Source organism: Novosphingobium sp. ZW T3_23 (genome assembly GCF_044987305.1).
Taxonomy (GTDB): Bacteria; Pseudomonadota; Alphaproteobacteria; order Sphingomonadales; family Sphingomonadaceae; genus Novosphingobium.
Window position 1 is genome coordinate 33,711 of record NZ_JBJDRF010000009.1, and the last position, 15,568, is coordinate 49,278.

The window sequence follows — 15,568 nt, forward strand, 5'->3', positions numbered from 1 at the left end:
ACGACTGTCGCCGTGCCGCTTTGATCCGTTTCCGAGGCGATATCATCGAGACGGCGCGAAAAGGCCGTTGGTCGCGGGTTGAATTCCCTTGCTGCCATTGCTGCTCTCCACACCGGCCGATTTGCAGTTACCATGGCAACGCGCAAAGCTTGCGGGAGGTTTCAGGTGCCGGAGTTTTGGCTAATAGACGTCCCGAAGATAGCGCCGGTCTTCCCGCATCTGGGCGATGTAGTCCTCCACCGCGCCCGGTTTCAGGCCGCCGTGCGTGGCGATGATGCGGCGCAGGGCCAGGTCCACGTCCTTCGCCATTCGACCCGCATCGCCGCAGACGTAGAAGTTCGCGCCGCCATCGATCCAGCGCCAGAGTTCCGCACCCTCCTCGATCATGCGATCCTGGACATAGACCTTCTCCGACTGGTCGCGCGAGAAAGCCAGACTCAGGCGGTCGAGATGACCCGTGCGGCGCCAGTTGTCGATTTCCTCGCGGTAGTAGAAGTCCGTCGCCTCGTGCTGTTCCCCGAAGAACAGCCAGTTGCTGCCCGTTGCGCCGGTGGCCTCACGATCCTGAAGAAACCCCCGAAACGGCGCGATTCCCGTTCCGGGACCGACCATGATCGCGGCGCGTGCAGGATCGGCGGGCGGGCGGAAATGCGCGGCGGGCTGGAGAAACAGGCCCGCGCCAAGTTCTTCCGCACGGTCCGCCATGAAACTGGAGCACACCCCGCCGCGCCGCCTTCCCTTGTTGGCATAGCGCAGGACGGAGACCGTCAGTTGCACTTCGTCACCAAGGACATGGGGGCTGGAGGCGATCGAATAGAAGCGTGGCTGGATGGGCCGCATGACCTTCATGAGGTCGCTGGCGGTCAGGCGCGCGCCGGTTTCGTGAAGGACATCGGCAATCTGGTGTTCGCGCAGGAAACGGTCGTAGTCGGGCTTGCGATCCGGATCCAGCAGGGGCACGAAAGCGGCTTCCGGCAGGCGTTCGGCCACCAGTTCCAGAATGTTGCGGGTAGGCTTGGCGATATCCCAATGGCGCAAGAGCGCCTCATAGAGCGCTACTTCGCCTACGTCCTTGACCGTGACCGGCGTTTCGGGAGCGAGATCGAGCAGTTCGATTATCTCGGACGCCAGCGTGGGACAATTGGTGGGCCAGACACCCAGCGCATCACCCGACCGATAGGCGAATCCCTGATCCGCGAGGTCGAAGCCGAACAGCCGCACTTCCTTGGCGGCTCCTAGTCCGCTCAGCAGGGTGTTCCGGATCATGCGCGTCCGCAAGGGGGCCTTTCGGGTGTAGGTACCGTCAGCGGTGCCTTTCCTCACTATCGCTGGACTGGGAGCGGCGGGAACGGCAGGTTTTTCAATGCCGGGCGTCGTCATTTCGGGAACGGGATCGTCTTGCAGAGCGCCCAGCACGGTGTCCAGCCACTGTCCGGCCGTATCCTCGTAATCCGGCTCGCAATCGGCACGCGGCGCGAGGCGGGTTGCACCAAGTTTTTCAAGTGTTTCGTCTATCTTACGACCAAAACCGCAGAACTCATCGTAACTGGAATCGCCGAAAGCCAGCACCGAATAGCGCAGGCCCGTCATGCCCGAGGAAGCCTCATTCTGGAGCGACGACCAGAACAGCCCCCCATTGTCCGGTGCGTCCCCATCCCCGAACGTGCTGGCGATGATCAGCGCCTGTCCGGCGTCTGCCAGTTCTGAAGGCTTGACGCTGTCCAGCGACGCCAGGCGCACCCGGCAGGCCTTCGCCTTAAGGCGCCGGGCGCATTGCTCGGCGAAGCTCTCGGCATTGCCGGTCTGCGAAGCCCAGAGCACCATGACTTGCGAACCAGGCTCGTCATCGACAGCAGCCGATGCCGGAAAGGCTAAGGCCTCGCCTTCGTCGGTGGTGAAAGGGACACGCGCGAACAGACCGGCCAGAAGGCCGTTCACGTAGTGAAGCCTGCCGCCATCGAGCGGTGCGGACCGGGGCAGCACCGGAACATCCAGAGCGGGAGCGGCGGTCCGCAGGCCCGTCATGAAGCCGGTCAGATAGTCTTTCTCCACCGTGGTCAGTTCCGGTGGCAGGCCCGGCGAAAGCCCCATGACCTGCGCGAAGGCATCGATCGCGGCGGCTTGGAACGGCAGCAGGTTGCCGGCGGCAGGTATGGTCGCGGAAAGGCGTGAGAGTGCCTCGTCCGGCGCCGAAGCCATCGAGGGTTGTTCGACAGGCCCGGACAGCCGCGTGAGGGCTACGGCCGAGAACTTGAATTCCGGTTGCAGCGAAATCGGGTCTATCGCGTCGCTCGTCAGGGCATTCACGCAGATGTCCTCAGCGAACACGTCGTTCCAGTGGAACGGTGCAAAGCAGTTTCCGGGCCTTACCCGGTCGGTCACCACGGCGGGCAGGACGGCCCTGCCCCGGCGGGAGCGTAACTCCACCATATCGCCTTCCGCAACGCCCAGCGCTTCGGCATCCTCGGCGTGGATTTCCACGAAAGGGCCGGGATTGAGCTTGTTCAGCGCCGGCACTTTTCCGGTCTTGGTGAGGGTATGCCACTGGTGTTGAAGCCGCCCGGTGTTGAGCACCACGGGGTAATCGGGATCGGGCATTTCCGCCGGGTCCATGTGGGGACGGGGCAGGAACACGGCCCTGCCGCTTTCGGTCGGAAAGGCTATGGTCGGCGATCCGCCGTCGCCATCGAGCCGACGCGTTTGGCTCACGCCATCGTTGAGATAGCGGATGGGATTGCGGTCGCTCGCCGCATCGGGCGGACAGGGCCATTGCAGCGGCGTCTCGCGCAGGCGGTCATGACTGGCGCCGCGGATGTCATAGCCGGTGCGGGGGTTCCAGAACTGACGAATTTCCTCGAAAACCTCCGCCGCCGAGCCATAGGAGAATGCCGAGGCATAGCCCATCTCGCAGGCGACGCGGGCGATGATCTCCCAATCGGCCATGGCTTCGCCGGGGGGATCGACCGCCTTCTGCATCAGCGTAAGATTGCGCTCGGAGTTGATCATCACCCCTTCCGCCTCGGCCCAGAGCGCGCCGGGCAGGATCAGGTCGGCATGGCGGTTGGTCTCGGTATCGACGAAGGCATCTTGGGCGATGACGAGTTCGGCCGCCTCCAGCCCGGCGATGACCGTCTTGCGGTTGGCGACGCTGGCCACCGGATTGGTGCAGATGATCCAGCAGGCCTTGATGACGCCCCGTGCCATGTCGTCGAACATCGCGATGGTGCCGGCACCGGTTTCGGTCTTGAGGGTGCCCTTCGGGATACCCCAGGCATCTTCCACGAAGCGGCGGTCCGGCTCGCTCGGCGTGCCGCGCTGGCCGGGGAGGCCCGGGCCCATGTAGCCCATCTCGCGCCCGCCCATGGCGTTGGGCTGCCCGGTCAGCGAGAATGGGCCGGCGCCGGGGCGGCAGATTGCGCCGGTGGCAAGGTGCAGGTTGCAGATGGCATTGGTGTTCCAGGTGCCGTGGGTGCTCTGGTTGAGGCCCATGGTCCAGCAAGTCATCCAGGCCCCCGCCTCGCCGATCCATTGCGCGGCCTGCCGCAGGTCGGCTTCCACGATCCCGGTGAGTTCCGCCACTTTCGCGGGCGGGTAGTCGGCCAGGAACGCGGGCATGGCCTCCCATCCCTCGGTATGGGCGGCGATGAACTCGGCATCGACTAGGCCTTGCTCCCAAAGGAGATGGAGCAGCCCGTTGAGCAAGGCCAGATCCGTGCCGGGACGGACCTGGAGGAACAGGTCCGCCTTGTCCGCCGTGGCGTTTCGCCGAGGATCCACCACGATCAATTTCGCGCCGGCCTTCACCCGGTCCATCATCCGCAGGAAGAGGATCGGATGGCAGTCCGCCATGTTGGCGCCGATCACGAAGAACAGGTCGGCCTTGTCGAAGTCCTGGTAGGAGCCCGGCGGCCCGTCCGCGCCGATCGACAGCTTGTAGCCGCTCGCCGCGCTGGCCATGCAGAGGCGCGAGTTGCTTTCGATATTGTTGGTGCCGATGAAACCCTTGCACAGCTTGTTGGCAAGGTATTGCGCTTCCAGCGACATCTGGCCCGAAACGTAGAAGGAAACCGCATCCGGCCCGTCGCGGTCGATGATCGTGCGCAGCCCCTGCGCGGTGCGGGTGATGGCCTCGGCCATCGGGATCGCGCCCTGATCGCGGCTGCCTTCGATACGGGCATAGGCGGTTGCCGCTCTTCCGGGTGCGGAAACCGGAACGTGGCAGGTGCTGCCCTTGGTGCAAAGCCGGCCGAAATTCGTGGGATGGGACTTGTCGCCCGATACCTTGACGATCCGTCCGTCCGCCACGTCCATGACGATCCCGCAGCCTACGCCGCAGTAGGGGCATGCACTTTTGACCTTGCTGCTCGCCACGTCTTCCCCACACGAAAAAACGCCACCGGCCGGAACCCTTTTCGAGTTCGACCGATGGCGTCGTTGCCTTGCTGAACAGCCTCGCGGGCTGTAGGATGCCTACCTGCGCCTTTGCGGGCAGACCTCCAATTTGATCGTCATATTGCCGTAAGCGCTGCCCCGCCGCAAGCCCCTGTTTCGCAGTGCAGCATCCGGCGCCGAGGCATCAGAAGCGACGCGATATTCCCATGTAGAGTTCGAAATCGTCCGCATCGCGATCCAGCCCGGCATTGGCGCCAAGATCGATCTGGAAGCGATCGGACGTCTGCCAGGCCAGCGACAGCCCGGAGAGATGCTCGGCGTGATGGTCGCCCGTTTCACGCACTTCGCGCAACTGGTACTCCGCAGTGGCGGAAACGGTATCGCTCAGGTTTGCGGAGACGCCGAAAACGTTTCCAAAAGCGAGATGGCGACCGTGGCCGTCGTCGTCCACCTCGGCATCCAGTTCCGGTACCATCTCCAGCTTGATAACGGAGGAAACTTCGTAGGAAATGGGAACGTGCAGCCCGCCGCCCCAGTCTCCGGCGCCGATGGGCTGGCGTCCGACCGGCAGCGTGACGAACGGCATGGCGGCAACCGAGAAACCCGAACCGTCAGGATTGGCGAAGTTCCGCCGCAGCGCCAACATGATATCGCCCGTGCCGCTGCGCTTGTCGATCCGTCCTGCTTCGTCGCGGTTTCGGGCGAAACCCAGGCTGGTCCAGCCAAGCTGGATCTCGGCGTGATCAGCCACTCCGGCGCGGATCAGAAAGTCTCCGAAGACGAAGATGTCCTCCCGATCGCCAGCATCCCGGTTCAGCGTCCAGTCGCCGAGGCCGGTTTCGAAGGATAGACGTCCCTTGTCCATAATGCATGGGGGAGAGCCGATACCGGGACGGTCGGGGCAAAACTCCCGATCCTGCGCTATCGCCAGATCCGGTGCGGCCAGCAGCAACAGAAAAGGAAAGGCTCGAAGATACATCACCACGCCTCTAACGGACTGCGATGGATATCGCCTCCAGGCGAGACAAGTTCCCGGGCCTAATGCTTCAACGCGCGTAACGCCCGCGCCCCAGTTCGACGGGAAGCAAGGTATCGCCATCGATCCGCAAGGTCATCCGTTCGAAGGGCGATGCCGTAAACTGTTCGACATCGATCGAAAAACGCACCTCGCCCGAGCGGACCGGCGGGATGCGAAGATCCAGATCGCGTCCGGGAGCATAAGGCGCGCTGAGCCGCACGGACACAAGCTCCGCATCGGGAACGTCTGCGACCACGGTGGGGCCACTCCCGGTCGTCGTTACCTCGGCCTGGCTGCCATCGGCGAAATGCATGGCGACCTTCACCCCGTGAGCGGAGCCTCCCGATTGCGGGTCGAGCACCTGCACGGCCAGTCCTCCAGGCCGCCCGTCCGGCCCCTGCGTCGCAGCGCCGACGGCCTCCGCCGACAAGGGACGCGTGTCGAGATAGCTGAAAAGCGGCTTGTCCTTCGACGGCAAGCTTGCCGCCAGCACGATAGTTTCGCCCTCGCGATGCCAGCGCCCGTGGGAGAACTGATCCAGCGCGCCATAAGAGATGTACCACTCGAAGCTGCCATCCGCGCGCAGGAGGAGTTCGGACCCGGTCTCCATTATTCCGGAAAGGTAATAGTGACCAACGAATGCGGGATCGGGCGCGGCCTCGCTGCTCGCATGGGCATCGCCCTCCTGGGCAGCGGGCGCGATCGAGGGCATGGTGAGGGCAAGGCAGCCTGCGATGAAAAGTCCGGTCCGCATTGCCGATATCTATCGCGCCTTTCGCGGACGGCAATCTCCATGGTGGAAATCACCCTCACCCAAAGTGGGAAGTGTAAAACTTGCACGTTCTGCCCTAGGGTGGGTGCGGACAAATTTGCCTGAGACACCATCTGCATTTTTCCGGGTTCTGTTGGGCGGAACGGATCTTCTCGGACCTCATGCCATCTCGCGAGATGCGGCGAAACAGAGAGGCCTGCGAACGATCATGACAACGGTAGTATCAGTCGCCATCCGCAATTCGCTGATACGAGAGGGCGTCCGCCGAATCCTGTCCGATTCCGGCTTCGACCTCATGGAATCGGTCGACGACCTGGCCAATCTGGCCCCCCGCGAACCAGGCGATCGGGCGCGGAATAACCAGCCCATCGAAGAGCGCAGCCAGACCGACTCCGGACATGTTATCGTGGTGGACGGCTCGCTGCTGGGAAGCGAAGGGGCCACCGTGGTCGCCGGGATACTCGATCGCTTTCCGGCTGCACGCGTCGTTGCGCTTGTGTCCTCTTTCGAATTCACGGAAATGGCGTCGATCTATGCGGCCGGGGCCTATGCCTATTTTCTCGACCAGGTGCCGTATCAGTCGCTCGTCGCGATGATGCAGATGGTGGCCGTCGGCCAGAAGGTCGCGCCGCCCGAGATCATCGGGCTGCTCGACAACCTGCTGCTGATCACCGAAGTTCCCGCGCAGCATCGTGCAAGAAACGGCTTCGACCTCAGCGATCGGGAATGGGATGTTCTGGGCGCTCTCGAACGGGGCCTTCCCAACAAGACCATCTCGCGCGACATCGGCATCAGTGAGTCGGCGGTGAAGGCCACGGTGAAATCGTTGCTGAAGAAGCTTTCGGTCAGCAACCGGACCCAGGCGGCGGTGCTTGCGCGCGAATTGGGGAGCGATGGCCCGGCAGGGGTGCTCTGCGGCCGCCGCATCACAGCGGTGGCGGCCGGCAAACCTGCGCATGACGCCGAACACGCCCGGCCCTGAACTTAACTTCGGCCGCTATCTTCGTGCCGTTATGTTCACCTATGAACATAACCCTCCTGAGTTACCCCAAAGAACGGCCGGTCGAATCGGGATAGTCACGCCGCCCATGCGACTGCGCATGAAGCGGATCGAAATCCAAACGGCTCTCCCTCCACGCCAAAATATAGCGTGACTCAATGCCTCCTCAATGTAACATTTGCGGATGAGGCTCGGTAAAAGTCTCAACGGAAGGTAGGGGGGGCGAATAACATCATCGAAATGTAGGGGGAATTTCATGTACCGATTTGACAATGAGTCTGTGCAACTTACAGCTCGGGAATTGGATGTATTACGCTTCGTGGCCATGGGACGGTCGGCAAAGGAAACGGCGATAGAACTCAAAATCGCGCCGTGCACGGTGGAACGCCACGTCGAAAACGTCCGCCTCAAGACCAGGACCCGCAACCGGGCCCACATGATCGCCCATGTCATGCGCGAAGGGCTGCTTGAACTCCAGCGATAACAGGGCTTGCACCCGCAAGCCGATTGCCCTGATCAGACCGATCCATCCGGATGCATCGGGCTTCGGGCAGGTTCCAGAGAAGCGGCTTGCCATGCGCGTTCGGCTCATAGCGCTGGCTCGCGGCCGTTTCGCGCATACGCGCATGGTGCTCGAACTCGGGCGCTACCTCGTTTCCGAGGCGGGCTATCTAGTGACGCGCGTGGTTTCCACCAAGCTGTCGCGCGGAAAGCGTATCGCGATCTGCGATGGCGGCATGAACAACCACCTTCCGGCCTCCGGACATTTCGGCATGGTGGTGCGCCGCAACTACCGGATGCACAAGGTCGGCACCGAAAGGGCTGCCGAGGCGTCCGAACCCGAGCCGGTGGACATCGTGGGGCCGCTCTGCACCTCGATAGATCGCCTGGCGAGCGGCATCGTCCTGCCGCCGATCGACGAAGGAGACCTGATCGCGGTCCATCACAGCGGCGCCTACGGTCTCACGGCAAGTCCGGTCCATTTCATCAGTCACGCCATGCCGGAGGAGATCATGGTGGTGGAGGATACGCTACTTCGCGCCACCCGCTGTTTCGGCGCGGGCACGGCCCTTCACCGTCATAGCCCATGTCCCGAAGACGGCATCCGTTTCGTCGAAGGCGCGCATCCGGCGGCCGCCAATCAGAACACATGACCTTCGGGGCGCGGGCATGATGCGTTCGGCTGCAGTCCTGCTTGGCGCGATGATGGCCTGGGTTCCCACCGATCATGCGCCGGGGTTGGGCAACAACCGTCTGCCGCGAACGGTCATGGCGCAGGACACCGCAGACAACGGCGCCATCGGCCCGGCCTTGGCGCGGACGATCAATGCTGCCGCCCCCCTCGCCCAGGGACTGGTGGTTGCGGCCCAGCCCTTTCGCTTCGTTGCGAGCCCCGACGATCGCGCCCGCGCAGCCGACTGCCTTGCCGCCGCCGGCTACTATGAAGCAGGCCCCGAGGCGGCCGACCAGCGCGCCGTGGCCCAGGTCGTGCTCAATCGCGTGCGTCATGCCGCTTTTCCCGCGACCGTCTGCGGCGTGGTCTTCGCGGGGTCCGAACGAGCGACCGGTTGCCAGTTCACCTTCACATGCGACGGTTCGCTGGCTCGCCGTGCCCCCTCGGCGCAGGATTGGCGCCGGGCCCGCGAGACGGCGATGGAAATGCTGCTCGGCCGGGTGGAGACCGGCGTCGGCCTGGCAACGCACTACCATACCGACTGGGTCACCCCTTCCTGGGACCGCGCGATGGACAAACTCGCCATGGTGAACAGCCATCTGTTCTTTCGCTGGCGCGGAGCCGTCGGGAGCCCGGCAGCATTCGTACAACGCTACATGGGCGAAGAACCGCGCATACCCGTCATGTCCCGCCTTTCCACCGTCCATGGTGGTGACGCACCGGGGCCGAAAGGTGCACTGCCGATGATGCTAAGGGAAAACCCGGCGCCCCCGCGCCTCGTGCCGTCGACCGAAGTCGGCGTGATCTTGGCCACGCTGCCTGCCACCAGCCCGGAAGCGTTTCGCGACCTGGCCGAAAAGCGCTGTGCCGGACTGGAGGAATGCCGCTTCATCGGTTGGACTGATCCCTCGCGAAAAGCCGGTGCGTTGCCGCTGCCGGGGGCCTCGGTGGATGCGATATCCTTCACATTCGTGCGACGTCCCGGAACTCCGGATCGCGCACTCTGGAACTGCGAGGAATTCGGACGAAGCATGTCCGGGCAATGTCTCTTGCGAGGGTCTTAGTCCGACACACGGATCAGGTCATGCCAATGCAGCCATGCCTCAATTCCTCTTCAGAAACATTTCGTAACATTTCTGCACGAAGCAAGACACCAATGATCCTCAGATTCGGCTCCGCTTATACGGAGACCTGATCCATGACATCCCCCCGCTCCGCAATCGTTGCGGTTCTGGCGCCCGATGGCGCAAATTGCATCCGTGTCACGGAACCTGCCTCCCTCGATCGCCGGTGAAGGCACGCGCTTTCCCTGCGCTTCCTATCCGTAGTCGGGAAAGCACCTGCCGAACCGATAATTTGCAGGTGTCGTTTGCCATGGCGCGCCTGAAAACCTACATCTGTGCATGAGAGACAATGAACATTACCACAGCCCCCATATATCGCCATCTCGATGAAGGCCCGATGCCCACGCCGACGATCCTGCTGGTGGAGGACGATGGTCCTCTGCGCACCCTGACGGCCCGCGCCCTTCGGCAAAGCGGCTTCAACGTCCTGACTGCGGCCACCGGCGCCGAAATGTGGGTGACTCTGCGCGAAGGACCGGTCAGCCTCGTCGTTCTCGACATCATGCTGCCCGGCACCAGCGGTTTCGACCTGTTCCGCCGTCTGCGCCGCGAATGCGACATTCCAGTGATCTTCATCAGCGCTCGTGGCAGCGAGGAAGACCGCGTGCTGGGGCTGGAACTGGGCGCGGACGATTACCTCGCCAAGCCTTTCAGCACCCGCGAACTCGCCGCCCGTGTCAGCGCCGTCCTGCGCCGGGGCGGTAACAATCCCGCCGCCGCCGAATTCACCGGCAGCGACACCGTGGCCGATGGGCGCACGCCGGAATCCATCCACTTCGAAGGCTGGAACCTCTCCATGGCGCGCCGCGAGCTGCGTTCGCCCACCGGCGCCATGGTCGATCTGACCGGCGCGGAGTTCGACCTGCTGGCCACGTTCCTGGCCTATCCGCAGCGCGTTCTCGGCCGTGAGCGCCTGATCGAACTCTCGCGTTCGCGTCTGGGCGACAGTTCCGATCGCAGCGTGGACGTTCTCGTCAGCCGCCTGCGTCGTAAGCTTCAGGCTGAGGGTGGAGAGTCGCCGATCGTCACCGTTCGCGGCGTCGGGTACATGTTCAAGGCAGAGGTTACGCGCGCCTGATGTCCTTGCGCCGGTTCCGCCTGTTCCGGCGCTTCGGCCTGCCCGAGCGGTTGATTGCCGTCCTTCTGCTGGTCTTCGTCATAGACGTGATCTGCAACACGGTGCTGTTCGAACGTGCCAACACGTTCGAATTGCGCCGGGACGACGCCCAGCGGATCGCAGAAAACCTGGTGCTGGCAAGCCGCGCCATTGAACACGCCGGTAAAGAGGATCGGCAGGTCGTCACCTCCGCGCTCAGCACGTCGCAGTTCTCCTTGCGGCTGATCGAGCCGGGCCGCCGCTATCGCGGATCGCTGAGCCTGGCGAACCTGCGAACCCAGGTGTTGGAGATGGCGCCCGAGCTGGCGCATAGCGATCTCGAACTTCACCTGGAATCGATCCCGCGAGAAGGCAATATCGGCGGCTCGCTTCGCCTGTCGGACGGCGCATTCCTGGATTTCCGAACTCACGCGCGCTCCGCCTGGAAGCTCAGCATCGGCAGGTTCGCCAGCCTGGTGCTGCCGACCCTGCTGTTGATCTCGTTGGCATGGCTGCTGCTTCGTGCCGCGTTGAACCCCCTCCGCTCGCTGATCCGCGCCACCCGGAATTTCGGCGCCGGGCCGCCAAGGCTCGTCCCGGAACGAGGGCCGGACGAGATGCGCGAACTGATCCGCGCGATGAACGAGATGCAGGAACGCATCCACCAGTCCCTGGTCGATCGCACCCACACGATGCTTGCGATCGGGCACGACCTCAAGACGCCGCTTGCCCGCATGCGCCTGCGGTTGGACGATGGCGAGGTCGATCCCATCGTCCGCGACGGCATCAACCATGACATCGACGAAATGCGCATGCTGCTGGACTCGATCCAGGCTTACGTCGAGACCGGCGGCACACAGATCCCAGCCGAGCGGATCGATCTTGCCATCATGGCGGAAACCCTTGTCGACACCGCAGCGGACCGCGGCGCCGACGCCACCTATGCGGGCCTGTCCAGCCTCGAGATCATGGCGCGGCCGGTGTCGATTCGGCGTGCCTTGTCGAACCTCATAGAAAACGCGCTTCATTATGGCGGCAACGTTCGCGTCACCCTGCGCCGGGACGGCGGCGCCGCAGAGATCACCATCGATGACGATGGGCCCGGGATCCCAGAAGACCGAATCACCGACGCGCTCCAGCCCTTCGTCCGTCTCGATACCGCACGTGCGCGGGACACGGCCGGCATGGGCCTGGGCCTGCCGATCGTACGCAAGGCAGTGCGTCTGGAAGGCGGCACGCTGGACCTGAGAAATCGGCCGGAAGGCGGACTACGCGCAACGATCAGGCTGCCTGTCGCAATGCGGTAGACCACGTGCTGCTTTGCAGCACGGCAGACACTTTGCTTTATGTCTCTGTTATAGTTCCGCAATAGCGGGACATGCGGCATGGAACAAGGCAAAACCCCGCTGCACTGCGGGTTTCCCCTGCAATCGTTGATTACTACGCTGCGTCGCAGCAACATTTCCTGACAAATGCGCACGACTGCCGAAAACAGCGGCTCGTAATTTTCGTCACAAGCTCCGCGCCCCGTCCCCCACCCCTCCGGAGAGCGCGGAGCACCTGGATCACGAAAGGTGACGAGAGTGAATGAACTGATCGGCCGGGTCTTCCATTTCGAGAAGACCATCTTTCCCGCCAGCAGCGAACTGTTCGGCAAACTCGCCAACGAAGGTCAGGAGCCCAAGGCCCTGATGATCTCCTGCGCCGATTCCCGCATCGTGCCGGAGCAGATCATGCAGGCCCAGCCCGGCGACCTCTTCGTATGCCGCAACGCCGGCAACATGGTGCCGCCCTATGCGACTCAGAACGGAGGCGTCACCTCCACCGTGGAGTACGCAGTGGCCGCCCTCGGCGTGCGCGACATCATCGTTAGTGGCCATTCCGGCTGCGGCGCGATGAAAGCGCTGGCCGATCCCACCGGCCTCGAAGCGATGCCGAACGTGGCCGCCTGGCTGAAGCACGGCGCCGCCGCCGAGCATATCGTCAGCACCTGCCACGGCGACCTTAAGGGCAACGACCGCGTTCGCGCGATCACGCTGGAGAACATCATCGCCCAGATCAGCCACCTGCGCACGCATCCTTCGGTAGCGGCGGCGATCGCACGCGGGCAAATGACCCTTCACGGCTGGTTCGTCGATATCCATGCCGGGCAGGTGCTCGGACTTGACGGTGAAACCGGCCAGTTCGTGCCCTTGCGTGAAGACGCTCCCCTTCCGGTCGCGCTTGCCGCCAAGGCCCGCTTCGCCACCGAATTTGCAGAGGCAGCAGAATGACGACCGCCACCGCAACCTCCCCAGAGGCAACCCGGAGCGGGCCTTTCGCCCACTTCGGCCGGGACTTCACCGCGTCCATCGTGGTCTTCCTGGTCGCGATGCCCCTCTGCATGGGCATCGCCATCGCCTCGGGCGTGCCCCCTGAAAAGGGCCTCGTCACCGGCATCATCGGCGGCTTGGTCGTCGGACTTCTGGCAGGCTCGCCGCTTCAGGTGAGCGGGCCGGCGGCCGGCCTCGCCGTCATCGTCTTCGAATTCGTGCGCGAGCATGGCCTCGAAGCGCTTGGTCCGGTCCTGCTGCTCGCGGGTGTTTTCCAGCTTGTCGCGGGCGCGCTGCGCCTTGGCGGCCTGTTCCGCGCCATCAGTCCCGCCGTGGTCCACGGCATGCTGGCCGGCATCGGCGCGCTGATCGTGATCGGCCAGTTCCACATCCTCTTCGACCAGAAGCCGATGTCCAGCGGGCTCGAAAACATGGCGATGATGCCCGCGCGTATCCTCGGCCTCGACCCCGGCAACGTGGCGTCCACCGAACTGGCCCTGATGCTGGGCGTGCTCACCATGGCGGTGATGCTCGGCTGGGAGAAGGTCCGTCCCAAGAGCATGGGCCTCGTTCCCGGCGCTCTGCTCGGCGTCGTCGCCGCAACGGCGGTGGCCTGGACCATGGGTCTCGACGTGGCCCGCATTGCCGTGCCGGAATCGATCGGTGCCGCTTTCACCCTGCCGACCACCACCAGCTGGTTCTCGCCGCTCGGCAATCCTGCGCTGATCGTCGCGGCTCTCGCGATCGCCTTCATCGCCAGCGCCGAAACGCTGCTTTCGGCGGCGGCCGTCGATCGCATGCATGATGGCGTTCGCACCAAGTACGACAAGGAACTGCGCGCACAGGGCATCGGCAACCTGCTCTGCGGCCTGTTCGGCGCCCTGCCGATGACCGGCGTGATCGTGCGCAGTTCGGCCAACGTGCAGGCCGGTGCCCGCACGCGCCTGTCGACGATCCTCCACGGTGCGTGGATCCTGGCCTTCATCGCGCTGCTGCCCTGGCTCCTGCGTGAAGTGCCGATGGCAGCGCTGGGCGGCGTGCTGGTCGTAACCGGCTGGCGCCTCGTCAGCCTGAGCCACGTCCGTCATCTGTTCCACAACTACGGCGCGTTCCCGGCAGTGATCTGGGCGGTGACTTTCGTCCTCGTCGTCACCACCGACCTGCTGACCGGCGTCCTGGTGGGACTGGCACTCACCGTGCTGGAACTCGCTCCGCACTTCCGCAACCTGAAGCTGAAGGTGGAAGAGCATGAGACCGACGAAGCAACCCGCCTTGCTCTCGGCGGCGGTGCGACCTTCCTTGGTCTTACCCGCCTCAACAAGGTGCTGGAAAAGGTGCCGCATGGTCGTCCGGTTCACCTCGACCTGGGCCAACTCAAGGTAATGGACCACACCACCGCCGAAACCATCAGCGAGTGGATCAACCGGCGCCGCCAGAGCGGCCATGCGGATCGCGTGACCGGCCCTGAGCCGATCCTGCGGCCGCTGCCCGTGGCTGCCTGACGAAGTTCGAACTCTCGTAACGCACGGACGCTTTCGCCTTCGTGTCACCCTTCACCGGGCGGTCTCTGCACCGCCCGGTTTCTTTTTGCCCCCTCCCCGCCGCGCCTTCGGAAAACCGTTCCGCAACGATCTTGACTTGCATTGAGGAACGGGAGCCACTAGAAATTACCTCGTCTGCACGAAACGGGCCCGCCATGTATGTAGGGCTCGGCTGCAGGCCGCAGGATGGAACGCGACAACAACATGAGGGCGTTCCATATGAAGATCCGTCTTGCCGCAGGCCTGCTTGGCCTCGCCGCGTCCGGTATTGTTTTCTCTGCTCCGGCAATGGCCCAGGAAGAGGTCCCGAGCGAGATCACGGTATCGGGCACTGTAGGGCTCGTTTCCGACTACCGCTTCCGCGGCGTCTCCCAGACCGACAAGGAAATGGCCGTTCAGGGCGGCATCACCGTTTCCCACGCCACCGGGCTCTATGTCGGCACCTGGGCCTCGAACCTTTCGGGCTGGGGAACTTTCGGCGGCTCGAACATGGAACTGGACCTCGTCGGCGGCTATGCCACCGAAATCACCAGCGGCGTGAAGCTTGACGTCGGCCTGACCTGGTACATGTATCCGGGCGGCGCTTCGGACACCGATTTCGCCGAGCCTTACGTCAAGCTTTCCGGCACGGTCGGCCCTGCCAACCTGCTCGTCGGCGTGGCTTACGCGCCGAAGCAGCAGGCTCTGGGCAAGGTCTATGCAAGCGGCGCCGACTATGCCGCCGGCATCGGCAACTTCGGCAAGGAAACCGACAACCTCTATCTCTGGGCGGACGGCAACGCCGCGATCCCCGACACGCCGCTGACGGTCAAGGCGCACTTCGGCTACTCCAACGGCAACTCGGGTCTCGGACCGAACGGCACCAGCGTCGCCCCAACCGGCGAATATCTGGACTGGATGCTGGGCGCCGATCTCGCCCTCGGTCCGGTCACGCTGGGCGTCGCCTATGTCGACACCGATATCTCGAAGTCGCAAAGCGCTTACCTGCAGCCTAACTTCTCCTCGACGAAGAACGGCTCGCAGATCGCCGGATCGACCGTGCTCTTCTCGGTCGGCGCCAGCTTCTGATCCTTGCCACGGGATGATGCCTGCTGCGGCCTGGCCGTTGCGGGCGTCATCCCCCGCGTCATTCTGGCCAG

At 63.9% G+C, this 15,568-nt stretch carries 12 protein-coding genes; 9 read left to right on the forward strand and 3 right to left on the reverse strand.

The genetic code is table 11. The annotated features are described in order from the left end of the window. Nucleotides 1-180: 180 nt before the first annotated feature. The 3 genes from ACI3K3_RS07505 to ACI3K3_RS07515 form a co-directional block, all read right to left on the reverse strand. Nucleotides 181-4,371 (reverse strand): molybdopterin-dependent oxidoreductase, encoded by a 4,191-nt coding sequence (locus ACI3K3_RS07505; protein ID WP_404912988.1) that lies wholly within the window; start codon nt 4,369-4,371, stop codon nt 181-183. 205 nt (nt 4,372-4,576) lie between these two features. Beyond that, a complete protein-coding gene (locus ACI3K3_RS07510; protein WP_404912989.1) occupies nt 4,577-5,371 on the reverse strand; it encodes a transporter in 795 nt (264 codons plus the stop codon). 67 nt (nt 5,372-5,438) lie between these two features. After that, nucleotides 5,439-6,164, reverse strand: coding sequence for a hypothetical protein (locus tag ACI3K3_RS07515; RefSeq protein ID WP_404912990.1), 726 nt, complete (start codon nt 6,162-6,164; stop codon nt 5,439-5,441). Nucleotides 6,165-6,315: 151 nt separating this feature from the next. Between ACI3K3_RS07515 and ACI3K3_RS07520 the strand changes: the two genes are divergently transcribed. The 9 genes from ACI3K3_RS07520 (at nt 6,316) to ACI3K3_RS07560 (ending at nt 15,497) form a co-directional block, all read left to right on the forward strand. Then, on the forward strand, nt 6,316-7,164 hold the full coding sequence (locus ACI3K3_RS07520; protein ID WP_404912991.1) for a LuxR C-terminal-related transcriptional regulator: 849 nt from the start codon (nt 6,316-6,318) through the stop codon (nt 7,162-7,164). A gap of 274 nt (nt 7,165-7,438) precedes the next feature. Beyond that, nucleotides 7,439-7,666 carry a response regulator transcription factor gene (locus ACI3K3_RS07525; protein WP_404912992.1) on the forward strand — a complete coding sequence of 76 codons (228 nt, stop codon included), beginning with the start codon at nt 7,439-7,441 and terminating at the stop codon, nt 7,664-7,666. A 91-nt stretch (nt 7,667-7,757) separates the two neighbouring features. Further along, nucleotides 7,758-8,336: a hypothetical protein gene (locus ACI3K3_RS07530; protein WP_404912993.1), complete on the forward strand. Its 579-nt coding sequence runs from the start codon at nt 7,758-7,760 to the stop codon at nt 8,334-8,336. Between the two features lie 16 nt (nt 8,337-8,352). Beyond that, nucleotides 8,353-9,420 (forward strand): cell wall hydrolase, encoded by a 1,068-nt coding sequence (locus tag ACI3K3_RS07535; protein ID WP_404912994.1) that lies wholly within the window; start codon nt 8,353-8,355, stop codon nt 9,418-9,420. 397 nt (nt 9,421-9,817) lie between these two features. Further along, nucleotides 9,818-10,558: a response regulator transcription factor gene (locus tag ACI3K3_RS07540; RefSeq protein ID WP_313442334.1), complete on the forward strand. Its 741-nt coding sequence runs from the start codon at nt 9,818-9,820 to the stop codon at nt 10,556-10,558. After that, the gene (locus ACI3K3_RS07545; RefSeq protein ID WP_404912995.1) at nt 10,558-11,883 is read left to right on the forward strand and encodes an ATP-binding protein; all 1,326 of its coding nucleotides are present in this window, start codon (nt 10,558-10,560) and stop codon (nt 11,881-11,883) included. The genes ACI3K3_RS07540 and ACI3K3_RS07545 overlap by 1 nt, the downstream gene beginning before the upstream one ends. Nucleotides 11,884-12,159: 276 nt before the next feature. Beyond that, on the forward strand, nt 12,160-12,849 hold the full coding sequence (locus tag ACI3K3_RS07550; RefSeq protein WP_404913045.1) for a carbonic anhydrase: 690 nt from the start codon (nt 12,160-12,162) through the stop codon (nt 12,847-12,849). Continuing rightward, a complete protein-coding gene (locus ACI3K3_RS07555; RefSeq protein ID WP_404912996.1) occupies nt 12,846-14,390 on the forward strand; it encodes a SulP family inorganic anion transporter in 1,545 nt (514 codons plus the stop codon). The genes ACI3K3_RS07550 and ACI3K3_RS07555 overlap by 4 nt, the downstream gene beginning before the upstream one ends. 258 nt (nt 14,391-14,648) lie before the next feature. After that, nucleotides 14,649-15,497 carry a TorF family putative porin gene (locus ACI3K3_RS07560; RefSeq protein ID WP_404912997.1) on the forward strand — a complete coding sequence of 283 codons (849 nt, stop codon included), beginning with the start codon at nt 14,649-14,651 and terminating at the stop codon, nt 15,495-15,497. Nucleotides 15,498-15,568 lie beyond the last annotated feature (71 nt).

Coding starts and splice junctions, on each gene's coding strand:
- ACI3K3_RS07545 (WP_404912995.1), top strand. CDS start 10,558: ATGTCCTTGCGCCGGTTCCGCCTGTTCCGGCGCTTCGGCCTGCCCGAG.
- ACI3K3_RS07515 (WP_404912990.1), bottom strand. CDS start 6,164: ATGCGGACCGGACTTTTCATCGCAGGCTGCCTTGCCCTCACCATGCCC.
- ACI3K3_RS07555 (WP_404912996.1), top strand. CDS start 12,846: ATGACGACCGCCACCGCAACCTCCCCAGAGGCAACCCGGAGCGGGCCT.
- ACI3K3_RS07530 (WP_404912993.1), top strand. CDS start 7,758: ATGCGCGTTCGGCTCATAGCGCTGGCTCGCGGCCGTTTCGCGCATACG.
- ACI3K3_RS07525 (WP_404912992.1), top strand. CDS start 7,439: ATGTACCGATTTGACAATGAGTCTGTGCAACTTACAGCTCGGGAATTG.
- ACI3K3_RS07535 (WP_404912994.1), top strand. CDS start 8,353: ATGATGCGTTCGGCTGCAGTCCTGCTTGGCGCGATGATGGCCTGGGTT.
- ACI3K3_RS07560 (WP_404912997.1), top strand. CDS start 14,649: ATGAAGATCCGTCTTGCCGCAGGCCTGCTTGGCCTCGCCGCGTCCGGT.
- ACI3K3_RS07510 (WP_404912989.1), bottom strand. CDS start 5,371: ATGTATCTTCGAGCCTTTCCTTTTCTGTTGCTGCTGGCCGCACCGGAT.
- ACI3K3_RS07540 (WP_313442334.1), top strand. CDS start 9,818: ATGCCCACGCCGACGATCCTGCTGGTGGAGGACGATGGTCCTCTGCGC.